23 protein-coding genes and 5 pseudogenes are annotated in these 26,376 nt (G+C 54.8%); 12 read left to right on the forward strand and 16 right to left on the reverse strand.

All coding sequences use genetic code 11. From position 1 onward, the window contains the following. The first annotated feature begins 6 nt into the window (after positions 1–6). The 5 genes from ACXLHR_RS07885 (at position 7) to ACXLHR_RS07905 (ending at position 6,597) form a co-directional block, all read left to right on the forward strand. Positions 7–1,896, forward strand: coding sequence for a glycosyltransferase family 2 protein (locus ACXLHR_RS07885; protein WP_458790924.1), 1,890 nt, complete (start codon positions 7–9; stop codon positions 1,894–1,896). Positions 1,897–2,165: 269 nt separating this feature from the next. Continuing rightward, a complete protein-coding gene (locus tag ACXLHR_RS07890; RefSeq protein ID WP_458790925.1) occupies positions 2,166–3,317 on the forward strand; it encodes a hypothetical protein in 1,152 nt (383 codons plus the stop codon). After that, entirely contained in the window at positions 3,314–4,249 is a 936-nt protein-coding gene (locus tag ACXLHR_RS07895) for a response regulator (protein ID WP_458790926.1), read from the forward strand. The genes ACXLHR_RS07890 and ACXLHR_RS07895 overlap by 4 nt, the downstream gene beginning before the upstream one ends. A 27-nt stretch (positions 4,250–4,276) precedes the next feature. Further along, positions 4,277–6,244: an ATP-binding protein gene (locus tag ACXLHR_RS07900; protein ID WP_458790927.1), complete on the forward strand. Its 1,968-nt coding sequence runs from the start codon at positions 4,277–4,279 to the stop codon at positions 6,242–6,244. Next, positions 6,241–6,597 carry a response regulator gene (locus ACXLHR_RS07905; RefSeq protein WP_458790928.1) on the forward strand — a complete coding sequence of 119 codons (357 nt, stop codon included), beginning with the start codon at positions 6,241–6,243 and terminating at the stop codon, positions 6,595–6,597. Before ACXLHR_RS07900 ends, ACXLHR_RS07905 begins: the two co-directional genes overlap by 4 nt. Positions 6,598–6,973: 376 nt before the next feature. Here the strand turns inward: ACXLHR_RS07905 and ACXLHR_RS07910 are convergent. After that, positions 6,974–7,944: pseudogene (locus ACXLHR_RS07910) on the reverse strand (IS3 family transposase). Between the two features lie 252 nt (positions 7,945–8,196). Between ACXLHR_RS07910 and ACXLHR_RS07915 the strand changes: the two are divergent. The 5 genes and pseudogenes from ACXLHR_RS07915 to ACXLHR_RS07935 all read left to right on the forward strand — a co-directional run. Further along, a pseudogene (locus ACXLHR_RS07915) lies at positions 8,197–9,213 on the forward strand (IS3 family transposase); the annotation flags it as partial. Positions 9,214–9,407: 194 nt separating this feature from the next. Further along, positions 9,408–10,460 (forward strand): IS110 family RNA-guided transposase, encoded by a 1,053-nt coding sequence (locus ACXLHR_RS07920; protein ID WP_458790929.1) that lies wholly within the window; start codon positions 9,408–9,410, stop codon positions 10,458–10,460. A gap of 16 nt (positions 10,461–10,476) precedes the next feature. Next, positions 10,477–10,661, forward strand: a pseudogene (locus ACXLHR_RS07925) (IS3 family transposase); the annotation flags it as partial. A gap of 71 nt (positions 10,662–10,732) precedes the next feature. Next, a pseudogene (locus tag ACXLHR_RS07930) lies at positions 10,733–11,068 on the forward strand (response regulator); the annotation flags it as partial. A gap of 217 nt (positions 11,069–11,285) precedes the next feature. Beyond that, positions 11,286–11,687, forward strand: coding sequence for a helix-turn-helix transcriptional regulator (locus ACXLHR_RS07935; RefSeq protein ID WP_458790930.1), 402 nt, complete (start codon positions 11,286–11,288; stop codon positions 11,685–11,687). 1,001 nt (positions 11,688–12,688) lie between these two features. Here ACXLHR_RS07935 and ACXLHR_RS07940 read toward each other — a convergent pair. Genes ACXLHR_RS07940 through ACXLHR_RS08005 form a run of 14 tightly spaced genes read right to left on the reverse strand, consistent with a single transcriptional unit; the run spans position 12,689 to position 24,639 of the window. Further along, positions 12,689–13,576 carry a F0F1 ATP synthase subunit gamma gene (locus ACXLHR_RS07940; protein ID WP_458790931.1) on the reverse strand — a complete coding sequence of 296 codons (888 nt, stop codon included), beginning with the start codon at positions 13,574–13,576 and terminating at the stop codon, positions 12,689–12,691. Further along, positions 13,560–15,086, reverse strand: coding sequence for a F0F1 ATP synthase subunit alpha (locus ACXLHR_RS07945; RefSeq protein WP_458790932.1), 1,527 nt, complete (start codon positions 15,084–15,086; stop codon positions 13,560–13,562). Before ACXLHR_RS07945 ends, ACXLHR_RS07940 begins: the two co-directional genes overlap by 17 nt. Next, positions 15,076–15,834, reverse strand: a complete 759-nt coding sequence (locus ACXLHR_RS07950; protein ID WP_458790933.1) for a F0F1 ATP synthase subunit B family protein — start codon at positions 15,832–15,834, stop codon at positions 15,076–15,078. The genes ACXLHR_RS07945 and ACXLHR_RS07950 overlap by 11 nt, the downstream gene beginning before the upstream one ends. Before the next feature lie 2 nt (positions 15,835–15,836). After that, positions 15,837–16,127, reverse strand: a complete 291-nt coding sequence (locus ACXLHR_RS07955) for a F0F1 ATP synthase subunit C (RefSeq protein ID WP_458790934.1) — start codon at positions 16,125–16,127, stop codon at positions 15,837–15,839. Further along, complete coding sequence (locus ACXLHR_RS07960; RefSeq protein WP_458790935.1) at positions 16,124–16,828, reverse strand: F0F1 ATP synthase subunit A; 705 nt, start codon at positions 16,826–16,828, stop codon at positions 16,124–16,126. Before ACXLHR_RS07960 ends, ACXLHR_RS07955 begins: the two co-directional genes overlap by 4 nt. Further along, entirely contained in the window at positions 16,828–17,142 is a 315-nt protein-coding gene (locus ACXLHR_RS07965; protein ID WP_458790936.1) for an N-ATPase subunit AtpR, read from the reverse strand. Before ACXLHR_RS07965 ends, ACXLHR_RS07960 begins: the two co-directional genes overlap by 1 nt. A 2-nt stretch (positions 17,143–17,144) precedes the next feature. After that, the gene (locus tag ACXLHR_RS07970) at positions 17,145–17,429 is read right to left on the reverse strand and encodes an AtpZ/AtpI family protein (protein ID WP_458790937.1); all 285 of its coding nucleotides are present in this window, start codon (positions 17,427–17,429) and stop codon (positions 17,145–17,147) included. Further along, a complete protein-coding gene (locus ACXLHR_RS07975; protein WP_458790938.1) occupies positions 17,426–17,839 on the reverse strand; it encodes an ATPase in 414 nt (137 codons plus the stop codon). Before ACXLHR_RS07975 ends, ACXLHR_RS07970 begins: the two co-directional genes overlap by 4 nt. Then, the gene (atpD, locus tag ACXLHR_RS07980; RefSeq protein WP_458790939.1) at positions 17,836–19,224 is read right to left on the reverse strand and encodes a F0F1 ATP synthase subunit beta; all 1,389 of its coding nucleotides are present in this window, start codon (positions 19,222–19,224) and stop codon (positions 17,836–17,838) included. Before atpD ends, ACXLHR_RS07975 begins: the two co-directional genes overlap by 4 nt. A gap of 3 nt (positions 19,225–19,227) precedes the next feature. Next, complete coding sequence (locus ACXLHR_RS07985) at positions 19,228–19,998, reverse strand: SDR family NAD(P)-dependent oxidoreductase (protein ID WP_458790940.1); 771 nt, start codon at positions 19,996–19,998, stop codon at positions 19,228–19,230. Between the two features lie 12 nt (positions 19,999–20,010). Next, a complete protein-coding gene (gene arcC / locus ACXLHR_RS07990) occupies positions 20,011–20,925 on the reverse strand; it encodes a carbamate kinase (RefSeq protein WP_458790941.1) in 915 nt (304 codons plus the stop codon). A 3-nt stretch (positions 20,926–20,928) separates the two neighbouring features. Beyond that, on the reverse strand, positions 20,929–21,930 hold the full coding sequence (gene argF / locus ACXLHR_RS07995) for an ornithine carbamoyltransferase (protein ID WP_458790942.1): 1,002 nt from the start codon (positions 21,928–21,930) through the stop codon (positions 20,929–20,931). A 12-nt stretch (positions 21,931–21,942) separates the two neighbouring features. Then, complete coding sequence (locus ACXLHR_RS08000) at positions 21,943–23,172, reverse strand: arginine deiminase (protein WP_458790943.1); 1,230 nt, start codon at positions 23,170–23,172, stop codon at positions 21,943–21,945. Positions 23,173–23,187: 15 nt separating this feature from the next. Further along, on the reverse strand, positions 23,188–24,639 hold the full coding sequence (locus ACXLHR_RS08005) for a YfcC family protein (protein ID WP_458790944.1): 1,452 nt from the start codon (positions 24,637–24,639) through the stop codon (positions 23,188–23,190). Positions 24,640–24,864: 225 nt separating this feature from the next. Between ACXLHR_RS08005 and ACXLHR_RS08010 the strand changes: the two are divergent. Beyond that, a pseudogene (locus tag ACXLHR_RS08010) lies at positions 24,865–24,945 on the forward strand (IS5/IS1182 family transposase); the annotation flags it as partial. A gap of 608 nt (positions 24,946–25,553) precedes the next feature. Here the strand turns inward: ACXLHR_RS08010 and ACXLHR_RS08015 are convergent. Then, positions 25,554–25,679 carry a DUF6538 domain-containing protein gene (locus ACXLHR_RS08015; protein ID WP_458790945.1) on the reverse strand — a complete coding sequence of 42 codons (126 nt, stop codon included), beginning with the start codon at positions 25,677–25,679 and terminating at the stop codon, positions 25,554–25,556. Between the two features lie 301 nt (positions 25,680–25,980). Here ACXLHR_RS08015 and ACXLHR_RS08020 point away from each other — a divergent pair, with 301 nt between their 5' ends. Then, on the forward strand, positions 25,981–26,361 hold the full coding sequence (locus ACXLHR_RS08020) for an Arm DNA-binding domain-containing protein (protein ID WP_458790946.1): 381 nt from the start codon (positions 25,981–25,983) through the stop codon (positions 26,359–26,361). Positions 26,362–26,376 lie beyond the last annotated feature (15 nt).

Below are 26,376 nucleotides of genomic sequence, written 5' to 3' on the forward strand. Positions count from 1 at the left end.
AGCACGATGGTACTTGATGCCGAAAGCGAAGCAATTGGCACACTGCTGCTGGAACGGGGAGTTTTAACTCCCGACCAGTTGCTCGCAGCCGAAGATCTGGCCGAAGATTGGGGAGTGTCCCTGGTCAAGGTGCTTTTGTCGCGACGTTGGATTACGACTGACCAACTTTATGCGCAGATGGCTTACCACTATGATTTGACCTTGGTTAATTTGATGGATGAAAGGCCGGATGACGCGCTGATCCAAGGCTTCGATCCGCGCACGATGAACGATCGGATGACAATCCCAATTGGCATAAAGAATGGAGTTACAACCGTCGCAACGGCACGTCCGGGCCCCGCAACCCTGCTACATGTGCGCGAAAACTTTGGTCCGAAAACCAATATCGTTGTCGCCTCGCATTTTGATATTTCGTGGTCATTACAGCGCGCCTTTCGCGAGCAGCATTCCCATGATGCCGTCTTCGCGCTCGCCGAGATTGACCCGGAAATGTCGGCGCAACAAGTCATCAGCCCGCCGCAAGTTCTGGTGCTTTACCTGCTCATTTCGATATTTTTATTAGGAATATCTTTTGCACCCGTAGCAACAATTATTGCGGCGAATGTTCTTCTGACCATATTTTACACAGGCAATTTCCTTTTCAAAGCGATCCTCGTTTGGGTTGGTGGCGCTGCACAGGAATCTTCCTCACGCGCTATCGCGGCCGAGGCAAGTCTTCTGCGTGACGCAGATTTGCCAACCTACACAGTATTGGTCCCGATGTTCCGTGAGCCCGAAGTGCTGCCTATCTTAACGCAAGCCTTACGAAATCTGGATTACCCGCTGGCTAAACTGGACATCAAAATCGTGCTGGAAGAAGGCGACCACGAAACGATTAATGCAGCACGAAACCTAAATCTTGAGGGCGTATTCGAAATCATTCGCGTGCCCGCCTCGCACCCCCAAACCAAACCAAAGGCCTGCAACTTTGCACTGCGCTATTCTCAGGGCGAATTTCTGGTAATTTTTGATGCAGAGGACAAGCCCGAGCCGGATCAGTTGAAAAAAGTCATCGCGGCATTCAATCAATCACCTGAAAATACTGCGTGCATCCAATGCCGGTTGAACTATTACAACGCGCGTGAAAATTGGCTAACGCGGATGTTCACGTTGGACTATTCGCTATGGTTTGACCTCATGCTACCCGGCCTTGAGCGGTTGAAGATCCCGATCCCGTTGGGAGGCACATCGAACCATTTTCGCATGGATGTTTTACGCGACCTGAACGCGTGGGACCCATTTAACGTGACCGAAGACGCCGATCTAGGGATCCGCCTGACACAAAAAGGCTACCGTGTAGGGGTCATCGATTCCACGACATTTGAAGAGGCGAATGTTTCGATCCCCAATTGGATCAGGCAGCGATCACGCTGGATCAAGGGTTACATGCAGACCTTCCTGGTGCATAGCCGCAGGCCCATTCATTTGTGGCGCTCTATTGGCCCTGCAGGCGTATTCGGGTTCATCTTCTTTATCGGCGGGACTTTCTTATCTGGTCTACTCAATCCAGTTTTTTGGTGTATCTTTGCAATCTGGATGATCTTTGGAGAGGATGTTATCTCGCCTTATTTCCCATTACCGGTCCTATACTTATCGTTACTCAACCTGCTGGCAGGCAATGGCCTACTAATCTACCTCACGATGGTCGCCCCATTCCGGCGCCGTTGGACTTATCTCGCCCCGTGGGGAATTTCTGTCATCGGTTACTGGGTGCTAATGACGATCGCATCCTACAAGGCCCTGTCGCAGTTGATATTCAACCCTTTCTACTGGGAAAAAACGCAGCATGGGCTGTCCAAGCACACTGCGAATGAAGTGGCCGAGGCAAGTAGCGACACAGCAGAGGTCAAGGGATGACGCGCCATGCGGGACTTTGGGCTGCCTACACACTACTGTTTTTGGGACTTTTGCTGACCCTAGCTTGGACTCAGGCGCATGGTTTCATCTCAGAACGGGTGACCGTGCTTTGGTCAAAGGCCATCATGCAAATCGACGGGGCGGCTAGCTTCAACTCCACCGATGCATTTTTCCCGCCCCTACCCTACGTTCTGACAATTGCGCTACAATGGCTGACAAACGGTCCGTCGGTTCCAACGCCATTTCTTTTGTCCGCGGGCCTTGGCGCAATGATGGTGATCATGTGGTACCGGAATTTGCGCGATAATGGCGGCATATCTGCAATCACTAGCCTTCTGGCGGTGACACTATTGATAATGAACCCGTTTTTCCTGCGGTCATTGGCGGAGGGGCCGGAAGCGGTTCTCACTTTGATCGGAACTTGGATTTTTGCGCGCGGGATTGTGAATCTTCGGCTCGCTGGCAATGCGCCTGATATGATGAAGGTCGCAGTTGGCCTGTTAATCGTGTCCTTATCCAACAGCTACGGCTTGTTGATTTGCCTCGGCTCGTTACCATTTATGATTATCGCAGCCCGACCTAGCATGCTGGTGGCCTCGCCAGTCGGGTATCTGATCGCGATGTTCTATCCCGTAGCCGCGGCGATCCTCGCACTTGTTTTCATCAGCAAAATTTTTGATAGCTCGTTAATGCCGTTGTTAACTGAGGAGCCAGTTACGATCCCGATACAGAGCCATCTCGTGATTCTGGCAGGTTTGGTTCCGATGGCATTTGTTGCCGCCATGCGTAACTTATTCACACCACACTTTGTCATGCCCTTAGTCGCCACCTTCGGGACCGTCCTCGGTGCCTATTGTCTCAACAGCATGTTGCATGTTGAATCAGACCCCATATTGGCGATTGCACCCATGATTTCGATACTGGCCGTGGCAATTCGATTCTGGCCACCACTAAGACTGCGTGAACCGATTATCTTAGTGCTCTTGCTCCTAAGTCTCGTATTGTCGGTGTTTTCACTGCGCGCCAGCCCAAACGCCGAGGCGCGTAACTGGTTTTTTACTTTTCAAGGGCATACCCTAAAAGGTACCGAGTTGACCCGCGATGTCAGCAGATTTTTACAAGGAAAAGATGGCATTATGGTCGACGTCGAAAGAAACCCCGAAATCGTCCCAAGTATCGATGACTTGGGGCGCTTCATCGTTGCTGGCCACACAATTTATGACTGGGCGTTGGAGGGTGGATTATCACGTGCAAACTATATTCTAGTACAAAATCCGCCAGATGATGCTATCGTGACAGACCGCATTCTGCGGCGTTTCCCGCAACTTTCGACCAATGAAATGCCTTTCTATCAGGAGGTTTTCTCAAACGAACGCTGGCGGGTTTTTGAACGAATTGAACAAATGGGAGCGGAACAATGAGCCAACGCATAATGGCAATCGATGATTCAGATATCGCTCAGGAGTTCATTCGCAGCAATCTTGCCGAGCTGGGGTTTAACAACGTCATCAGTTATTTGGACCCCAGTGAAGCCCTTGAGGCGATCCAGAATGGTCACGCAGAAGCGGATCTCATTTTGCTGGACATTATGATGCCCAAAATTGACGGGATCGAACTTTGTGCCCGGATCAGGGGCATTGATACTTGGCGCGACGTTCCCATTATCATGTTGACCAGCCGCAAGGATATGGAAGCTTTATCGAGCGCCTTTATGGCGGGCGCTAACGATTTTATAAGCAAACCGTTTAACCGTATTGAACTGCAAGCCCGCATGAAAAGCTGTTTGCGGCTTAAAGCAGAATTAACCCGACGCCGAGCCAGCGAAAGGCGGAGGACCGGGGAGACGCTTTCGAGCAAAGATAGCCCGCGCACCGCGCTTGCACGGCAAGACATGCTCGGCAGTAAATCCGGGTTCCAGGCGGATTTGATGGTATTGTCTGCTCAAACGCAAGGCTCTGTTAGTTTGATTGCCTTGAAGGTTGATAACCTGAAGGATGAACCTGATTTCGCCACAACTCAAAGATCCCAGATCATCAAAGAGGTCGCAACGATACTATCAAAGGTGAGCATTTGCGCCGGTGATAGTTTCAGCCATTGGGAGGATGACCTATTCTGTTTTGCCAGCCTCAACCTTAACGAGGATGCTTTGCGCGCGCGCGCAGAAACATTCGTTCAGTCTGTTCAAGCAGCCAAGCTTACAGCCTCTGATGCTTGGCGAAACGCGCCAGTTTCCATAAGTGCCATCATCTCTCCGGTGGGCGAAGGAACGATTGGAAATCGCCTCGGCAATGCCTTCAAAATGCTTGAGGCCAACGCAGGTGAAACCGGAACGGTGAAAGTTCTGCAATCTTAAAAGAATGCCCAAAAGGACAAGACGCAAATGCACAGCAACCTTGAATATAAAGCCGCCCAGAAACAAAGCCGCCAGCGTTTTGTCGTTGCAATCCTCGTGCTTGTGGCAGTTTTCGTTCTGGGAATTACGTACTTGGTACGGTCTGACTACAATCGGACCTTAACCCAAGAAGAAAAAAATCTTGAATACTTTGCCGAGCTGTTCGAGCAATCTGTCGAATCCGGTCTGTTAAACGCAGATCTGCAGATAAAAAATATGGTCGACAGATTTGCATCTAAGCCGGTTGGAGGGACCAGTGAAATTGAGAACCAATTTGGCGATATGATGCGCAGTACCGTGCAGCAGGTTGATCAGATCGATAGTTTGGTTTTAATCGCTCCAAACGGTATCGTGGCTTGGTCCTCACTGGCAAACTTGAACAATATTTACCTTGGCGATCGTGCATATTTTCAAGCAGCTATGCAGCTAAAGTCGCATGATTTTTCTGTTGGTGTGCCGTTGTTTTCTCGTGCAACCGGTCGACGCGTGACGCCCATTGCTTGGCCAATTATTTCGCCATCAAACGACGTATTGGGTGTGATTGTGTCATCTTTGGGTGAAGAGTATTTCTCTGATGTTCTGACACTAAATGATATTCCTCCTGACATGCACATCGATGTTCTCGCCTCAGATGGGGCGGCGGCTTTTCAGTCCAAAGACGTATCGCTGGATGGCGCGCAGAAAGAAATTCATGCCTTGAGGAAAATTGCCGCGTTGGGCTTAACGATTACTGTCAGCCGCAGCCAACAGGCCGTCATGGCAGGGTTCTATCAGCGAATAGCCGGCTTCTTAGCCGTCGCAACCATTTTGTTTGCAACCCTCATCAGCATGGCAATCAGATTGCAGGCGAAGTCCGAGCAATTGGCAATCGGATTGACACAATCAAAACAAGCCAATCACAAAATTTTAACCGCCCAACGCGAATTTAGTGCAATATTTGAAAATGTCGGAGACGGCATCGTCATTTTCACAAAGGATGGTTCGCTCAAGCGAACGAACAAGATTGCACGCAAACTTTTAGGCGAGGACGATAACGACCAAGCCGTCGAACATCTGCGTACCTTACTTCCAGGTTTTGCGGAGCTCGACACCGATTTGCAGACCCGTCATATCAGAAAAGATAATGGCGAAGCATTGCAATGCCGCATCATGAAGTTAACATCTTATAATCAGGAGGTCGCATATTGTGTATTGGCCGATATTACTGCCGAAGAGCGGCTAACCGCTGCTCGCGACAACTTTGTGACCTCCATTAATCACGAACTACGCACGCCACTGACCTCGCTGTCAGGGTCTTTGGAGCTGCTGGAAAACAGGTTCTACAAAGATTTGCCAGACCCAGCCAAACGCTTGGTTATTATGGCCTCGCGCAATGCTGACCGTCTGCTCAAGTTGGTCAATGATATTCTGACATTACAAGCAATTGACCAGGGTCAGTTCCACGTTCGCGCTGTGCCCATCGAGGTGCATGTAGCCTTGGAAGATGCTGTAGAATCCAACTCGGGATACGGTTTGGGATCGGGAGTGAAATTGGTTTGCGAGAGGTCTGAGAAGGGGCTGGTTTTTGTCGATCCAGACCGCTTGCAACAGATTTTTTCGAACCTGATATCAAACGCGATAAAATATTCACCAGCGAATGGAACTGTCAATATTGGTGCAGTAGAAACAAAAGGCGAAATCACTTTCTATGTTCGTGACAATGGGCCCGGCATCCCACTCTCTTCTCGGAACCGCTTGTTTGATCGCTTTGCGACACCCATCCACGATACTGAAGTTCAGGTAAACGGCACCGGGCTGGGCCTTGCTATTACGAAGCAATTGGTCGAACGACAAGGCGGCACCATAACCTTCGAGACGTATACCGAACATGCCAAATCACAAGGCACAGGAACGGTGTTTTTTATTACGTTTAAGCTGTACACTTTGCTAGCAACAATATCGGAGACCCAAGCATGAAGGTTCTAATTGTCGACGATGAAGCGGATATCCGCGAGATGATCGAAATCGCCCTCATCGTAGAAGTAGATATCGAGGCTACCTTTGCCGCTAGCGGTGCAGAAGCCATAGAAATCCTCAAAGCAGTGTCCTTCGACGCAGTGCTTCTGGATGTTATGATGTTACCGCCTGATGGGTATGACGTTCTGCGCATTGCGCGAACACTTCACAATCAGAAAGATACCAAAATCATTATGTGTACGGCAAAAACCTCTCAGGAGGCCGAGCAAGAACTGAAAGCTTTAGGTGCGAACCAAATTTTGCACAAACCATTCAAGCCGGTGAAGTTAGCCAGTTTTCTGAGGAACCTGTGAAAGGTGGTGCCAGTCAAATTCGAACCGGTTAACCGCCTCCTCCTCCGAAGCCATTTGTGTGCTAAGGTGGGTCTGTTAAGATTCACAAAAGGTGGAGCGGTCATGCCGAAGACTGTCATACAACCGTTTCCCTTTAGCCCTTTGCGCTTTGCGCACGAGATTAAACATCTTCGTAGCGAATCATGTCGCCTTCATAAAGGTGAGGGGGAATTTACCAGTATTTTCGTCAGGTTAACGACGCCCAGCGGGACAATTATCAATTGGTTCTCGCTAACGAGCTTTACCATATCAACCACGATGACCTTCGCCGTGCTATTGACCTGACCCCAAGTCTCCTCCAGCTTTGCGCGGAGTTCTTTGGGTTAAATCTTTGGCGTTATGCCGCCATCTTGTCCATCGCATTTCTCTGCAAAAATTCCATCGGCGTCAGGTTGGCCAATGTTGAATGTGGCCTGCGCCAATTGTAATCCTCCTGCCATTCGTCAAGAGTATTGCAGGCATCACGCAATGTGCCAAACAGCGTTTCATTGAGGCATTCATCCCGCAACTTGCCGTTAAAGCTTTCGATGAATCCGTTCTGCTGGGGCTTTCCCGGCGCGATATAGTGCCAATCAACACCAGTTTCCTGAACCCATTTGAGGATCGCCATGCTGGTGAACTCAGTGCCATTATCCGAGACAATCGTCTTTGGCATGCCGCGTTCGGCGATCACGCGGTCCAGTTCTCGGGCAACCCGTTGCCCCGACAGAGATGTATCTGCGACCAGCACCAAATTCTCGCGACTGAAGTCATCAACGACTGCCAAGATGCGAAACCTGCGACCATCCGTCAGGGCGTCAGACACGAAATCCAATGACCAGCGCTGGTTTGGGCCATCAGGCAGCACCATCGACTTCCTTGTGCCCAACGCGCGCTTCCTGCCGCCTCTGCGGCGCACCTGAAGCTTCTCTTCACGGTAGATCCGCCTCACTTTCTTGTGGTTCACCTCAAAGCCCTCCCGCGCAATCATCACATGGATGCGGCGGCAACCAAACCGACGCCGCTCCCTCGAAACTCGTTTGATGGCATCTCGCAATTCCACATTATCACCACGGAGCGACAGATATCGCACCGTTGACCGGTCAATCTGCAGCACATCACACGCCCGCCGCTGGCTCACACCGTGCGCTTCGCACAAGTGAACCACCGCTTCGCATCTGACGGCTCCATGCCCCCATACTTCGATTCCTATTTGCAAAACGTCGCAGACCTGATCCCGTGCCGCCGACACACGTCAGCGGTCTTCTCACCAGATCCCTGTTCCTTGATCATTGCTATCATCTGTTCGTCCGTAAATCGTGCCTTCATTTGTCCGTCCCATTGTTGGGCGGACTTCTACACAAATTTGGAGGAGTGTTAGGGGCGTAGGTCAACATTGCAGCCGGACGTCGTTGGCGTGACGTTTCGCATGACACTGCTCCGCTTCAAGGAATGCCTGACATGAACGGCGCAACAGATGGAGCGCTGATCCTCGTCATCGAGGACGAAAATGCATTGTGGACCTGTCGCGGTTTGATGCCGCTCCTTTGATAGCATTTACTGCAATAAAGGAGATTGACTATGGGACTGAAACGGACGGACGAACTCCGCCAAGATGCGGTGCGCATCGCGCTGACCAGTGGGCTGACACGCAAGCAAGTGGCTGACGATCTTGGCGTCGGGATGTCGACGCTGAACACGGCACATCGAGACACAGAGGTGGTGTCGAAAGAAGATTTGGGACTGGCTCAAGAGAATGACCACCTCCGGCGCGAGAACCGTATTCTCAAGGAGGAGCGGTAAATCTTAAAAAAGGCCACGGTGCGCCGACCGCAGTGTATTGCGCAGCAATGTCCCGAGAGGGATCTTTGCAAGCCAAAAGCCGTGAGGTTTAAGTTTATCGAAGAACACCGATTTGCATTTTCTATCGGACGCATGTGTCGCGTGATGGATGTGAGTCCACGCGGTTTGCGTGCGTTCCGTAGTTGCCCTGCCAGCCGCCGCCAACGATCCGATCTTGTCACGCTGGCCCATATCAAGGAACAGTCGCGTCTCAGTCTGGGCAGTTACGGACGTCCACGAATGACAGAGGAGCTGAAGGAGATCGGCCTGAATGTCGGCCACCGTTGCGTAGGGCGTTTAATGCGCCAGAACGGCATTGCCGTTGTTAGAACGCACAAACACAAGGCGACAACCACTGCCTGGCAGGCGATTGCAAAGCAATCTGCCGAGAGGGGGACAGCAATCATAAGTTCAACATTGCGCCAAACCTGCTGGATCGTAACTTCACGGCTGATCAACCAAACCAGAAATGGGCCGGTGACATCACGTATATCCGGACGCGCGAAGGATGGCTGTATCTCGCTGTAATACTGGACCTGCATTCAAGGCGCGTGATCGGTTGGGCGGTGAGCAACAGGATGAAGCGGGACCTGGCGATCTGGGCATTGAACATGGCCATCGCCTTCCGAGCGCCGCCAAAGGGCTGCATCCATCACACGGATCGCGGGTCGCAATACTGTTCGCACGACTATCAAAAAATCCTGAGACAGCACGGCTTCAAAGTGTCCATGAGCGGCAAAGGGTAATTGCTATGACTGTGAGTATGGTATTGCGGCTTGATGGCCTGACCCATGCTACGATTGACTGCGTGTCATTGCGTTGACGTGTCGACCGTCAAGTCGCCCCGGCAACGGGCGAGATGTGACTTTATAGGAGCCTGACGGTCAGCGTACCATCACAGTCCTGTCCCCTCGGATCGGTGCCTGGGCATTCTTAGCAATGAGGGCATCATGAAGACTACACATCCAATCATTATTGGCATCGACACACACAAAGCAACACATGTTGCCGTCGCAATCGATACGCAAGGCACCCGTTTGGCCGCATTATCTATACCCACCAATCCCAAAGGGTATTTGGAGCTGGAACGCTGGTCACAGTCTTTTGGGGACGTTCTAGTATTCGGAATCGAAGGGACTGGTTCGTATGGTGCGGGCCTATCCCGGTCTTTGTTGGCTCAAGGCCACAATGTCATTGAGGTCACACGACCAAACCGACAGCTGCGATACACGCAAGGTAAAACAGACAGTTTGGACGCAGAGGGCGCTGCACGATCCGTTCTTTCTGGGCAGGCAACAGCGCGACCCAAGACACAAACAGGGTCATCCGAAATGATCAGACATTTGAAGATTGCACGCGATACTGGCGTTAAATCACGCTCACAGGCGATGGTAACGCTGAAGACGTTGATCATTAATGCACCTGCTGATCTTCGGGAAACACTGGATCCAATTCGAGGGAAAGTCGCGTTGATCCGGCATATTGCGGCCTTTCGGCCTGGCGATATCGACACGCCATTGGCCTCAGCAAAAGCCGCCATGCGGGCATTGGCGCGCCGGTGGCTGTGGCTGCATGAAGAAATTATTGCCCACGACAAGGAACTGGAACGCCTTGTCACCGAACGCGCACCAGACCTGATGGCATCTCATGGGATAGCAACACTGACAATCGCAGAGATGCTAATCCTCGTTGGCGACGACCCAACGCGCATCCGTTCGGAAGCAGCATTGGCAAAGCTCTGCGGTGTTTGCCCAATCCCAGCTTCCAGCGGCAAAACACACCGCTTCCGGTTAAACAGAGGCGGCAATCGACAGGCCAACGCAGCACTCTATCGTGTTGCTATCGTTAGAATGCGAAGCCACCAACCGACACTTGCATATGTCAAGAAACGCACGAAAGACGGGAAGAGCAAAAGCGAGATAATTCGATGCCTGAAACGCTACATCGTCCGCGAAATCTACAGCCAGCTCTGTGTATCGAAAACAGATCAAATCGCAACTTGACGAATATAGGAGCTTCAATGCGGTTGTCGAAACGTTCTTCAAAACCATCAAAGCGGAATTGATCTGGCGCGATACATGGGAAACCCGCAGAAAGGCTGAGATGCCATCTTCGAATACATCAACGGGTTCTACAATCCGCGACGCCGCCACTCAGCATTGGGTTGGAAAAGCCCGGTCGCCTTCGAACGCAAGGTGGCTTAAACGAGCACTTGGGGCGGCACGAAAGCGCGACAGCTCCAATGTGAGACGATGTAGTCGAGGAGTTACAGGAAGCCGGGTATCGCACCCTCGCCGCGCGCTCGGGTGACGAGGCGCTGGAACTCTTGTCGGAAGTAACACCTGATCTTTTGCATTGCGGTATTACGATGCCGGGTCTGGACGGTTACGGTGTTCTGCACGAAATCCGAAGCATGCGGCCCGCGCTGTCCGCAGTGCCTTTCGTTTTCCTGACAGCGATGTCGAAACCTTATGAGGTGATCAAAGGAAAGCTTCGGGGTACCGATGATTATCTCGTCAAGCCCGGCGATTATGACCCAATGAAGGCGACCATCGCGGCACGGGTGGGTCAAGTTGATCGCATTCACAACCAACACAAGAGCGAAGCGTGAAGCACTTGCTGGCCTGCCCAGCACCGGTGCGGAGGCGGCACTTAATCTCATCACGCTCGGGGCAGTGTTGCTGGACGAGTCGGCGAAACCGGTCCATTGCAACCGCACCGCTAAGTGCGAGGTCGCCAGCACCGACATCATCGAACTCCACCACGACGGATTTTTCTCGACTGATCCGCTACCAAACAGGAACTGAAAACGTGCTATTGGCAATGCTGTGGGGTTGGCAAAAAACGGAAAAGAGAATGTTGTTGGCATTAATCTGCAGCAATCAGGGGAAGCCAGCGCGATTTCGGTCCTCGTCTGCGCCCTACCCCAATCGGGCCAGGCTGACAAAGGCTACCCGCATGTCGCGCTTGTCACTTCTAAGCCAGATCAGGAAAGAAAAATTCCGGAAGCATTGCTCATGAAAATTTTCGATCTGACACCAACCGAAGCGCGAGTCGCCGGTTCCTTAGCCCGCGGAAACAGCGCTTCAGATGTAGCAAAGGAATTAGGCGTGACGCAGACGACTATGTCATTCCATCTGCGCAAATTGTTTCAGAAAACCGCCACAAATCGCCAAGTAGACCTGATTACGTTGATCCTTGCTGGTCCAATGATGATACGGCCTGAGTAGTGCGCAAGAAACACACGTTAACACCGTGCGAAAAGCCTGCAAAGACGAATGGGGTCATCCATATCTATCGGTCTTTCGGTTCATCTTTTGAGGGTTTGATGAAGACCGTCTCAGGACCGGCGTCGACAGTTTGGCAGCTAGAATGTGAGAAGGATTATCCCGAGTACCAATGAATAGGTTCATCCCTCTGTATTCCTCGATTTCGGTTTCCTGTTTTCGCCATGCACCAAAGCGCAGAACTCGGGAATGCCTTTCATCTCAGCGAATTTGGCCAGCACGCCGATAAGAAGCCTACCTAGCCCTTGCCGCTGGAAGTTGTCTACAATTGTGATTGCAATCTCAGCGAAGAGAATTTCGTCAGTTCCGGCGGCGTCAGATTTTTCCGGTATCCAAGGAATCGAAAGTACTTCGATTGATCTGACAAATGTGTAAATCCAATCTCTAGCAGGTGGCGATCTTTCTGTGTCACTTCCCTCCCAACGACGAAAGTGCCGTTTTTCAGTGTTGTGTAAAACGATGTGAGTTCATGGCGACCTCAGGCGTCGATTAAGGCGGGCCGCCGTTTCAAACGGTTGTGGCCTTGTTTGCATCTCAGGCTTGGCTGTTTCTATAATCGAAGCCAGATCAGCACTTTTCGATTTTTTTGAATTATAAAATCGCTCGATCAGACTCGATCTGATGCGTATTCTTTTGGCTTAACGCGACAGTACCTTTGCGGAATGTCGCGGCAATTCGGCGTCGTCGTCGAGAGTGTATCGTCTTCGCAGCGCCGCAGCACTGACTTGGGTCAGCCCCCGCCGACGAAGCGAATTTTTGCTGCTACTGAGGTGGCGCATCCGGCTTCCTGGCTCACCTATCAGAGCTTGTACATTTAGCTGGCTTTGCGCTCCGGTTGCACAGGTATCGGGCCAGACTGCAGACAATTCAGACTTGGAACCTGCCGGATTTCCATCCCCCAAAAACATGTGACACTCACTTCCATCCTAACAAGGTTCAATTGTTTATTGGAACGGACTACGTTTGCGTTTGTCACGCGCCTTCAGCGCTTCGAAACCGACAATGACATCCAGAAGTTCTGTTGTGATCTCGCTTTGGCGAACCGAGCGTGTCGCAGACTGCAAATCTTCCAGTCGTTCATCCACGGATTGCTCGGCTTGCTGCATCCGTGCCAGCCGCGCTGAATTCTCGGTCATCAGTGCTTCGGCTGCGGCGCGTTGCACTGTAGCGAACAACAGGTTGCGCACGAGCGCGGCCAGAAGATCCGGCTCGGGCATCGAGAAGTGTGGCAGACTGCGTGAAACCCAAGGGCGCGCGGACAGATCTGCCAGCATCTCTTCATCCAGTGGCAGCAACTGCTGGGCAACGGGTGCTTGTCGGCCATGGGCGGCACGCTTCATGTAGATCAAAGTGACGGGTTGATCGTCGCGCATCGCATCAAGTCGGGTGACCAATTCGTCTGCCAGCCGGTTAAGTCCATCCACGTTGGCTGGCGGCAGTAACGTCACTTCGGGGACAATACCTTCGCCCCGCAACGCGTCCTCCATCTGTGCGCCAACGCAAAGAACCCGAACCTTTTGGTCCGAAGATATATGGCGCAGGGTCTCTGTCGCAATCACCTCGTTGTAATTGCCGCACAAGCCGTGGTCAGAACCCATGACGACCAGTATTAACCTGGTCTCAGAGGAGTTATCCTGCATTAATGGACCGGTCACGTGCAAAAAGGCATGCAGTGCGTCCAGAACCGTGTCCCGCCAAGCGTCGATAGCGTCGGCGGCCCTTTCATAGGGCGCGGCATTGATCGCTGACATTGTCTTCATTGTGCCCACGATGCCACGAATGCTTTGCATGGTTTCGGTGCGACGGGTTAGGCGCTCAAGCGTCTCGGCCATCGGGACCCTCCGCAATTGCATGGCGCGCCATGGCGACTATCTGCGCACGATCCGCCTCGTCCAGCCGCTGGCCCGATGCAATCAGATCGCGCGTCTCGCCGTCACCACTGCGGACCGCGCGACGCAACGCAGCGCTTGCTGCCGCCATCGTTGGTTCCTCCATGTCGTCGAACAGTCCCTCCATTGCGGCAATCAGCACGGCAAGCTGTTCGTCGACGGGCATGGGATCGCGTTCGGACTGCCGAAGTGCAGCCCGCACCGCGGCACCACGCGCCAAGCGTCCGCTCGTCGCGTCGTCCAGTCGCGTACCAAAGCGCGCGAACTCTTCGAGTTCTTCAAATTGCGAAAGTGTCACGCGCAGATTGCCCGCCACATCGCGCAGCGCAGGCGCCTGTGCTTTGCCGCCCACGCGGCTAACCGACACCCCCAGATCGACAGCCGGAAACTGGTTCTTTCGCACCAATCGAGGCGACAGATAAATCTGCCCATCGGTGATCGAGATCAGGTTGGTCGGGATATAGGCCGATAGGTTTTCCGCCTGCGTCTCGACCACCGGTAGCGCCGTGATAGATCCTCCGCCAACTCCGGGGCCGAACTGACCGGCACGTTCCAGAAGGCGGGCGTGAACAAAGAAGATATCGCCCGGAAACGCCTCGCGCCCCGGCGGGCGGCGTAGCAGCAGCGACAACTCGCGATAGGAATGGGCGTGGTGTGTCAGGTCGTCAAACACGATCAGTACGTCACGGCCATCCGCAGCCAAGGCTTCGGCCATCGACATGGCCGCATAAGGTGCGACATAGGACTGGCCCGGTGTTTCCTCGTCGCCTGCCGACAGGACGATGGTGTTGTCCATCACGCCGCCGTCGCGCAAAGCTCCGATCACTTTAGCGACCGCGTCGCCACGCTGCCCGATGGCGCAATAAATGCACGCTACGCCGGTATCCTTCTGGTTCAGGATGGCATCGACGGCGATGGATGTTTTGCCGGTCTGCCGGTCGCCAATGATTAACTCGCGCTGCCCCATCCCTACAGGCACGGCAGCATCAATTACCTTGAGGCCCGTCGCCAGCGGGCGTGTGACGGGCTTACGGTCAAGAATGCTGGGTGCTGCAACTTCAATAGGGCTTTCTCGGTCGGTTTGGATCGATCCGCGCCCGTCGCGTGGCCTCCCCATCGCGTCGACGACCCGACCCAGCAATGCATTGCCCACCGGAACGCTGATCACCTTGTCCGTGCGCTGCACGTCAGACCCAGGCACGACCGATCCCGAAGGTCCGAGCAGCACGACGCCAAGGCGGTCCTGTTCAAGGTCGAATACGATGCCAAACAGGCCACCGCCGAAGTCCAGCAACTCGTCCACCAACGCGCGCGCGAGGCCCGTAACGATGGCGATGCCGTCACCGATCTCGGCCACCTTGCCAATCTCGCTCAGTTGCGGTTTCGGCGCAGGTGCATCCAGTAGCGCCTGAAGCAGATCGTCGGTTCCGTCGCGCAGAGCATCATGCGGCATCTGGATGTTCCCTCACCTGAACGGTGTCATTCAGAATGACTTGCAAACCGTCGACATATCCATCCACGGTCCAACCAAACTGCGCCCCGCCAAGCCTCAGCGACAGCCCCGGCGAATGTGCGGGAACTGTTTCATAACGCACCGATGCGCCGGGCAACGCGGCGTCGACGGCAGCATTGATCTGGTCGCGCAGATCGTCTGACAACGTATGTTGGGTCGTTGCCACGGCTTTCCGGCTATCGCCCGCTGCCGCTTTAAGATCATCTGACATGTCACCCATGCGCGAAACCGCGCGGGCAACGATGCGCTGTTCCAGGGTTTCACCGGACAGATCATGTAGTGCCTTACGCGTCAGTGACACCAATGCCAATGCGCCTTTCTTTTCCAGTTTTGCGGTATAACGATGGGCTTCCTGCGCGCGCTCGGTTTCGCGGGTCGCCTGTTCACGGTCCAGCCGTGTGCGCGTCTGCGCCAACAACTGGTCACGCTCCACCTCTGCCTCGGCGCGAGCCTGTTCCACCGCCCCATCGCGGGCCGCCTTCAGACGCGCTGTTTCAGCGCGGTGTTCGGCCTCGGCGATCTCGGCTGCCTCGCGCACTTGCGCTGCCTCCGACATACGCGCGGCGATCTGGGCTTCGCGCGCGTCTATCCCGTCAAGTATCGGGCGATAAAGGAAACGCTTAAGCAGCCACACTAAGACCAGAAAGTTGGCCAACTGTGCCGCGACGGTGATCCAGTCAATGGACATGCTCAGCCACCCGCGCCTTGCGCCGCTGCCTCAAGTGCCACGTTCCAGAATGGATTCGCGAACAGCAGGATCATTGCGACAACAAAGCAGTAGATGGCGGTGGATTCGATCATCGCAAGGCTGACGAACAGTGTGCGCGACAGGGTCGAGGCGGCATCGGGCTGTTGTGCGATGGCAGACATGGCACTTGCCGCGGCACGCCCTTCGCCCAACGCCGGGCCAAGCGCACCGAATGACACGGTCAGTCCCGCGGTGAAAATCGAGATTGCGGCGATGATGCCTAGATCGGTCATGTTGTTTCCTTTGCAGTTGTGGAATCGGGTTCGGAATTGGGGGTTGCTGTGGCCGAAGAAATGTAAACAGTCGCAAGAATAGCAAAGATGTAAGCTTGGATCACGCCGGTCAGCAGGCCCAGCATGTCCATCACCACAGGAAAGAAAAACGGTGCGACGCTCAGCAGGATGGCGCCGATCACCGCCCCGCTCATCACATTGCCATAAAGCCGGATGGCCAATGAAATGCCGCGCGAAAACTCACCGATGATGTTGAAGGGCAACATGATGACATTCGGCTCAATATAGCTGTGCAGATAGCCGCCGATGCCACGGCTCCCGACCCCAAAGATCGGCACAGCGACCAGAACCGCCAGCGCCAGAGCAACCGTCGTTGATAGCGATCCGGTGGGCGAGCGCCATCCGGGCACGATCATCAGCAAGTTGCACGTGATGATGAACAAAAACAGCGTCCCGGAAAAATAAAGCAACCGGCGGTCCGGGCGCGTACTGATCTCGTCGATCTGGCCCTGAATAGTCAGCACGATGGTCTCCAGCGTGGTGCGCCAACGGTCTGGCGGTACGTCCGGGCGCAAATTGCGGGTGATCAGGATCGAGGCGAGCGTCAGAAACGCCATGACAATCCAGGTGAACAGGATCGTTGCGTTGACGGCAAAGCCGCCAAACACAAAAACGATGGTGTCGTCCGGTGTCATTTCCATCACTTCACCTCTTTAGTTGGGTGCATGACCGTCACGCCCTCAGGTGGCCGCAAGGCGTTCGTCACAACAAATCGAACCACCAGAAATGCCAGCGCAAAACCCGCCAGCGCCACTGCGCCCGATTGCGAGATCCAGAACCCCACGCCGATCAACAGCGTGATGCGGATCGCAGCACTTGGCAGCAGCACGGCAACGGGTCGTGCCGTCCGCAGGGCCAATCGCATGCCCCACGCCAGTCCGGCAAGATAAAGCGCGGTGGCGACCGTTCCGGACAACAAGCCAAAACCAAAGAGGGTGTAATCGAAATTTAACAAAATTATTCGCCTTTCTCTCTGTCGATCCACGCCCATGCGAGGAACCCGCCGATAACGACCCCGCCAAGGATCAGCGCGATCGTCCATGAAAACGCTTGTGGCGCAATACGGTCCAACCAGAGGCCAAGGAACGCCCCGCCGACCGTCGGTACCGCTACGGCCCAGCCGATCATGCCGAAGACCCCGATCCCGCGCAGGGGGCTGGGGCCGGGATTGTCGCGTGCAGCTTTTTTGCGGGCGGCCTCCCGACCGATCTGGTCGGTTTGTTTATGTGTTGGTTCCGTCATGGCGCAGGCTCCTTTTGCAATCCGGCAAAGCGGCGCACCATGTTCGCCTCCAGCCGCGACAGGGCCGACCTCGCGATGCGTTCGTCGTCTTCTACGGCTTCGAAAAATGCATCGACAGTGTGGCCTAGCGTCTCGAGATCATGGCTCTCCACCCCGCGCCGCACGGCGATTTCAACGCGATGTCCCGACTTGACCAGCAGCCCTTCGTCGATGCCAAAGATCCGCTCTGCCCCGTCTGCTTGCGTAAGAAGCAAGACAGAAGGCACCAGCGCTGAGACGAAATCGGTATGATTTGGCAAAATGCCGAATGCGCCATCCTGTGCGACAGCGTTGATTTGTATCACCTCGCCGTCAAATAGCGGACCACCGGGGAGCCGGACTTTGACCCGCATTTGTGCGGCTATAGTCATGCTGTCACCTCGGTCTCGGGCAACACGCCGATCATGTAATAATCGCTCTCGGGGCGCTCAAAGCTGACTTGTGACAGGATGGTCTCACACCCTTTCAACGTCGCCTCGAGCGGTACCAGCTTGCCGCCTGCCCCAGTCGAGGCGCTGACGGTCGCGAAGGGCTGGGTCAGGAACCGCTCCAAGCGCCGCGCACGGGCGACAACCGCACGGTCATGGGCGGACAACTCCTCAATCCCGAGCATTGCGATGATGTCGCGCAAATCCTCATACTCCGCCAGCGTTCGACGCACCGCACGGGCAATGTCATAGTGCCGCTGGCCGACCACGCCGGGGGTCAGCATCACCGAAGACGACGCCAAGGGATCAACCGCAGGATACAAACCCTCGCTGGCGCGTTTGCGCGACAAAACGACCGAGGCTGATAAGTGCGAAAAGATATGCGCCGCTGCGGGATCGGTGAAATCGTCAGCGGGAACATATACCGCCTGAATGGATGTAATCGCACCTTTACGGGTAGAGGCGATGCGTTCCTGCAAGGTCGCCAGTTCGGTGGCCAGTGTCGGCTGATACCCCACGCGCGACGGCATCCGTCCCATCATACCCGACACTTCGGATCCGGCCTGCACATAGCGGAACACATTGTCGATCAACAACAATACGTCCTGTTCGCGGTCGTCGCGGAACCATTCGGCCATGGTCAGCGCCGATTTTCCCACCAAAAACCGCACGCCGGGGCTTTCGTTCATCTGGCCGAACACCATGGTCATGCGGTCGCGCACGCCCGCCTCACCCATCTCGCGCCACAGCTCTTCGGCCTCACGTGAACGCTCTCCGATACCACAGAACAGGCTGACCCCGTCGTGATGCTCCACTGTATTGTGGATCAGTTCGCTGAGCAGTACGGTCTTGCCCACACCAGCGCCGCCGAACAGGCCGGTTTTACCGCCCCGTTCAATTGGCGCTAAAAGGTCGATGGCTTTAATTCCGGTTTCCAGAACTTCGGCGTATAGTCTCCTCTCCGATAGACGCGGCGGCGCGCGATGGATCGAGCGACGTTCTTCCGTGACCAGCGCGGGATCACCGTCGAGCGGGGCGCCGAACATATCCAGCATCCGGCCAAGAACAGCCTCGCCGACCGGCACCAGAACCGGGCCGCCCGTGGTGCGCACAGCCGTACCGAGGCCCAACCCCTGCACTGACGCCAGCGCGATGCAACGCGCAACACCTCCTTCGACAAAGGACATCACCTGCAGGGCAATGTCGTCTGCATAAAGCAGATCGTCTATATCCGGACCCTGTGCCGCGCTCGGAAACAGAACATCGACAATGCCGCCATGCACCGCCACGATACGGCCTTCGGCTTTGGTTTGCGTAATATCTTTCAAGATTCAGCCCGCCGCCAGCCCGCCATCAACTGGATATTGCCCTCCAGTTATGAAGGCCGAGTCATCAGAGGCGAGAAACAGCACTAGATTTGCCACATCGATGGATTCGCCATAACGGGCCAACGGGATCGTGGCGGCAAGCTGCTTTTGCGTCTCAGCGGCGTGACCGGGGCTGAACCCCTCTTCCAAAGAGCGCATCATGCGGGTGTTGATTGGCGACGGATGTACCGAGTTGACCCGTACGTTGGCAGGGGCGGCTTCGATCGCGGCAGCGCGGGTCAACCCGACGATGGCGTGTTTTGAGGTGATGTAGGGCGCGACATTCGGGCTGCCCTGCAAACCTGCGATAGAGGACATGTTGATGATGCTCCCCGACTTGTTGGCAATCATGCCGGGCAGGACGTGTTGCAAACCCAGAAACGCCCCGCGCACGTTGACGGCCATCACGCGGTCGAAGTCATCAATATCTTGTTCCACCAGCGGCGCGAAGCGTCCCTCGATCCCGGCATTGTTGAAAAATACGTCGATCCGCCCGAAGTGATCCAGCGCTGCCTTTACATACGCAGCGGTATCTTTCTTTGACGATACATCCGCGGCGACCGTCAGCACGTTATCCTGCGCGCCAAGGGTTTTGGCCGCAGCGGTAAGATCATCGTCTGTCAAGTCCACAAGCACGACTTTCGCCCCTTCGCTTAAAAACAGGCGAGCCGTTTCAAGCCCTATTCCAGCAGCGCCACCAGTGATGAGCGCGATTTTATCTTGTAAACGTTTCATATGATTGATCCTTTATGTGTGGGTGAGCGAGATGCGTGTTCCCGCACGGCCCGCCAGAATTTCAGCCGCCTGATCCAGTCGCCCGATCCCGCCCATGCCACCACCTTCCGCGAACGCCGCGGCGGCAGTGACCTTCGGACCCATCGAACCGGCGGGCAGATCCATTTTCATGGCATCCTCAGGCGAAATCGCTCCGATCTCACGCTGTGTTTCCAGACCGAAATCCTGCATCACCGCCGCGACATCAGTCAGCAGCAACAGCGCATCGGCCTTTAATTCCTGCGCCAAAAGCGCGCTGGCAGCGTCCTTATCGATCACCGCCTCGATCCCGATCAGGCTGCCGTCCGGCTGTCGCACCACAGGAATGCCGCCGCCGCCGGTACAGATCACAATCACGCCGTGCTCCAGCAATAGCTGCAGCACGCCCATATCGGGGATTTCCTGCGGGAGGGGCGAGGCAACGACGCGCCGCCACTTATCGCCGTCGGGCGCGATGGACCACCCAGCGGCCTTGGCGCGGGCCTCTGCCTCTTCGCGCTCATAGACCGGTCCGATAAACTTGGTCGGGTTCTGAAACGCCGGATCTTTGCCATCCACCAAGATCTGCGTCAGCAACGTGGCAACCGGATACGTGTGATCAAGGGCGTTTTCCAGCTCCTGTTCGATGATATATCCGATCATACCGACGCTTTCGGCACCTAAAACATCCAGCGGATAGGCCTCGTCGGGTTTATAGGCGGCACCTTTTAACGCCAGCAGACCAATCTGCGGACCATTGCCGTGGGTGACCACCAACTGGTGCCCAGCGCGGACGATCTCTGCCAACGCAATTGCGGCCTTGCGGGCATTGGCGCGCTGGTTATCCGCGGTCAGTGGTTGACCTCGTGTCAGCAGGGCGTTCCCGCCAAGGGCTGCAACGACAAGCATGGATCAGCCCCCCAACGTGGCGACAAGAACCGCCTTGATCGTATGCATCCGGTTTTCGGCCTGATCAAAGACAATCGAGGCGGGACTTTCAAAGACCTCATCCGTGACTTCCATCGCCGTTAGGCCAAATTTTTGCTCGATCTCTTTTCCAACCTCGGTGTCGGTGTTGTGGAACGCAGGCAGGCAATGCATAAATTTAGTGCGCGGATTGCCCGTCTTGGCCATCACATCGGCGTTGATCTGATACGGCTTAAGTAGGTCGATCCGTTCGGCCCATTTTTCTTTACTCTCCCCCATGGACACCCAGACGTCGGTATAGATAAAATCGACATCCTTGACGGCTTTGTCCACATCTTCGGTGATGGTGATGCGGGCACCCGTTTCCTTGGCGATGGCCTGTGCTTCGTCCTGAATAGCCTGAACGGGCCACAGCGATTTTGGTGCGCAAAGGCGTACGTCCATCCCCATCTTGGCCCCACCCAACAACAAACTGAAGCCCATATTGTTTCCCGCGTCGCCCATGAAACAATAGGCAACTTGGCGCAAGGGTTTGTCCGAGTGTTCCTGCATGGTCAGGAAATCTGCCAGAATTTGGGTTGGGTGAAATTCGTCAGTCAGTCCGTTATAAACCGGCACGCCCGACCAATCTGCCAACTCCTGCACAATCTTCTGGCCAAAGCCGCGGTATTCGATGGCGTCATAAACCCGTCCCAGAACGCGCGCGGTGTCTTTGACAGATTCCTTGCCCCCGATATGGGTGCCAGTCGGTCCAAGATACGTGACCGTCGCCCCCTGATCGTGGGCTGCCACCTCGAACCCGACCCGCGTTCGGGTGCTGTCCTTTTCAAAGATCAGCGCAATTTCTTTGCCCTTCAGCGTTTCGACTTCGGTGCCGGCGTATTTAGCTGACTTGAGATCAGCCGAGAGCTTCAGAAGAAACCCGATTTCGGCGGGGGTAAAATCCCGCAGTGTGAGAAAGTGTCGGTTCTTGAGATTGAAAGCCATTTTATCGTTTCCTTAAACTGCATCGCGGATGGTTGGGCAGGACATGCAGCGGCTACCGCCCCTGCCCCGCCCCAGTTCGGCACCGGGCATTTCCAGCACCTCAATGCCTTCGGCGCGCAATGCCGCATTGGTGTCGTCGTTGCGGTCGTAGCCCATGACGACGCCGGGACGCAGGGCCAGCACGTTGTTGCCATCGTTCCACTGCTCGCGTGATTGTTCGAACGGATCGCCGCCGCCGGTGGGTACGACGTTCAGCTTTTTGAACCCAATGGCATCGGCAACCACGTCGAACATCGGGCGTTTGTCGTGGTGCATCCTCAGCGGCTTGTCGCCCTCACCAGGGTGCAGATCGTAGCAGGTCATTTCGTCCGCGACCTCCTTGAAGGCCGTGACGACATCGCCGCCGCAGAAGGTGAATACCGTGTCCAGATGCATCGCGGCGCGGGATTTTGGCATTTCGCAGGCGATGACCCGCTCTGCGCGACCCTGATCAAACAGCGCCCCCGCCAGCAGGCCGACACCTTGCGGCGACGTTCGCTCGCCCATGCCGATCAGAACAAGGCCGTTACCCAGCGGCATGACATCACCACCCTCAACTGTGGCAAGACCATGATCGGCCAGCGGATCGCCCCAGATCACATCAACCTTGCCTGCAAATTTAGGATGGAAGCGATAGATCGCCGCCGTCAGCAGCGTCTCGGGCCTGCGCGCCTGCCAATGCATCGGATTGAGCGTTACACCACCAAAGATCCAGGCCGAGTTATCGCGGGTGAACAGAAAGTTCGGCAGCGGCGGCAGGATAAAGCCGTGGCGCCCCAGATAGGAACCAAACATGCTTTCGGTATCAAATGGCACATCCTTGACCGTCAGACCGCCAATCAACCACTGCGACAACTCCTCGCCCGGCAGATTGTCCATCCATTCACGTAATTCGTGCCGCATGCCGACACCCACATGGATCGCGGCAATGCGGTGGTCCAGAACCCACTTCCGAGCCTCTTTGATCTCCAGTGTTTCTGCCAGCATCGTGCCAGTCTCAAGCACTTCGACGCCTTCGCCGCGCATGGTTTCGCAAAAATCGTCATGATCCTTTTGCGCCTGCTTAACCCAGAACACATCGTCGAACAGAAGCTCTGAGGCGTTGTCAGGGGTCAGACGCCGGTGCGCGAGGCCGGGGCGGCAGACGATGACCTGCCGAAGCTTTCCAGATTCGGAATGAACGCCAAGGGGTTGATCGGACATAGTATTTCCTTTCGATTAAAGAATGGCGGCAATGCTGATTGCAACGCTGGTAAAAACGATGAGGATCAGCATCAAAGGCCATATAAAGACAAGCCAGCGGTCATAGGACACTCGCCCGATGGCGAGCCCCCCGATGACCACGGCGAAGGTCGGGTTGATCAGGTTCACCAGCCCGTTGGCTGATTGAAAAGCAGTGACGACCAAATCACGGCCAACGCCCGCAAAGTCCGCGAGCGGTGCCAGGATCGGCATCGACAGCACGGCCAGACCAGAGGACGATGGTACAAAAAAGCTCATCCCGACTTCGATCCAGAACATGACATTGATAAAGGCCAGCGTTCCCAGCCCCCCGAGCGAGCTTTCGGCGCTGTGCTGGATCGTGTCGGCGATCAGGCCGTTCTCCATGATGACGACAATCCCACGCGCTAGCCCGATGACGAATGCGACGCCAAGCAAATCACGCGCTCCGTCCACAAAACTGCCGGTTAGCCGCTTTTCACCCAAGCGCCCGATAATCCCGATGACAATGGCAGCCCCAAGGAACAAGCCACCCATCTGCGCCATCCACCACTCTTGTGAAGAGACGCCCCAGATCATGACTGCAAATGTCAGTCCGAACAGGACCAGTACGATTTTCTGCGTCATGGAAAGGGTGTCATCGGCGTTGTCTGCAGTTTCATCACTCAGAAACAGGCGACGATGCGCGCCCATTTGATGGGCAACGACAGAGTGCGCCGGATCAGCTTTCACGCGCTTGGCATAGCGCATCACATAAGCAGCACAGATAACCAGCCCGCCAATCAGCAGAACCAGACGCAGCACAATCCCGTCTGTGAACGGAATGCCAGCAGCATCAGATGCGATAACAGTCGCAAAGGGATTGATCGTCGAGCCCAGCACGCCAATGCCTGCGCCGATCAGGATCACGGCGACACCGGTCACCGCGTCATACCCTGCGGCAATCATGACTGGAATCAGGATGGCATAAAACGCCAGTGTCTCTTCGGCCATGCCATAGGTCGTACCGCCAGCCGCAAACAGAGCCATCAGGATGGGGATCATCCAAATCTCGCGCCCCTTCATATGGGTCATCGCGGCGCGGATACCGGTATCAATAGCGCCAGTAGCGTTCACAACACCCAAAAATCCACCAAGGAACAGAACGAAGAGTGCCACATCGATGGCGTTGGCGGCATAGCTGTCAGGGTCATAGAAACCGGCAATTGGCGCGAGAAGGACGTCGAACAGGCCCTGTGGATTGGAGGGAACTTCAGCATAAGTTCCGGCGACGGCGATGGACCTGCCTACGGTTTCGTCGGCGATACGTTCATACTGACCAGCGGGGATGACCCATGTGAGTACGGCGACCAAGGCGATCAGCACAAACAGGATCGTATAGGCGGTTGGAAAACGCGACGACAGGAGCGAGGCGTCGTCTTCGGGTTGTGAATCGGGGTGAGAACTCATGGGTCGCGTTCCTTTTGCCAGTTACACCAACAAGACGGACGTTTGGCCGTCATGCCGCTTTCCGTCATTGTCTGCGCATGTCGCGGATGTTTCGTTGATCTAGGTCAACTCCGCCGCGGAATATTCTGACTAAGGTCACGACCCAATGATTTTGGCTTGAAAATCTGAAGCATTCTTCCAAAATATGAGCGGTGACATGAGTGGTCTTTTCGGACTGAAAGATCCTTTTGTCCAAAGTCCCATGGCAAGCCTCGCGTTGACGCCAAACGGGTCGTGAGTGGGACAGTATTCATCACTCGCGACGGGTCCGGCCCTCTCAAATGCGATTTTTGCGGATACAGTTACACGCTGGTCAACAAAACCCGCTATGGCTGTTCCGGAGCCTGCAACAAGGGCGAGGCGATCTGCACCAATCGCGCGCAAGGTGACCGAGGAACGGGTTCTGACGGGCTTGCGGGACAGCATGCCGCCTCCGAACATCCGCGACCGCGTGCGCCAGAGATTGGTGAGGGCAGAACAAAGGGCTGGTGTTTTGCTCACACAGCACCGAGGTGTTCTAAAAAACTGGCCCGCGATCTTGTCAAAATACGACCCATGCGGGAACGCGATATTCACCATTGGCTGCACGGAATTGGCGAAATCGCAGCGCCAACCGAGGCAAAAATCGCCGACCGGCCTGCCAGCCCTGATCATTCAAATAGGGCCTGAACATCAAGACAGAAAGATATATAGAAGAACGTAATTCAAAGGAAGAGCGCGCTCAGCGTTACGAGATTTTATGGTGGTCATGCTTTTGGTTTTTTCTTTGTGCAGCAGGAAAATGATTGTTCAGTTTCATCCAAGGAAAGAGGGAGTTATATTTTTTGGTTTTTCATTTTTAAGCTGAAGGTGAAATTACCGATTTCTCTATTTCTTCAGATTTTATAGCAAGCAGTCTTGAGGCTCTCCCAAATCTCAAGACGCGGCTCGACACTCGCAAACCGCTCGGGAACACGCCGCTTCAGATACCAAGTATTCTCGCGCAGGATCGGTTTAAACATCTCGCCCCCCTCTCGACATTTAGCCTTGCGTAACAAAATATGGTGCAGAAAGGGTAGCAAAACAGGGCAGATCAACCGACCTCACGAGCTAAGATCTCGTAAGATTTGAATGCTAAATTAAAATTTACACTCCGAGTTTTATGGCGGAGGCTCAGTCCGCCATTTAATAATCCACATAGCTCCAGTGATGCCCCCTAAATACCTAGTTTATATGATATTTTATGAATTCTAGGTTCACGCAAGGCCCTTGATTTCCAGCCAATTCCAGAACATAGTGGGGGATCATTTGGGGGATCAACCAATGCCAGCTATTGGAATTCGAACACCTGCGAAGGCTCTAACCGCCGCCTATGTTAGAAGCGCAACAAAGACGGGAAAGCACTTTGACGGGAACGGGCTTTATCTTTTCGTGAAGCCGAACGGCGCAAAGCAATGGAAACAGCGGATCACCATTCGCGGCAAAAGGTGTGAACTTGGCTTGGGTAGTTTAACCGTCGTGACCTTAGCCGAAGCGCGGGAAAAGGCTTTAGTTAACCGAAGGCTGGTGCAAGCTGGTGGCGATCCTCGACAGGTCAAACGTGAAGCCGAAGCGATGCTGACCTTTGAAGACGCGGCCCGAAAGGTTCACGCCCTAAACTTGCCAACGTGGCGGAACGTCAAGCACGGTGAGAGGTGGTCCTAGATTTTAGACCAGTTT

The organism is Yoonia sp. MH D7 (genome assembly GCF_054439475.1).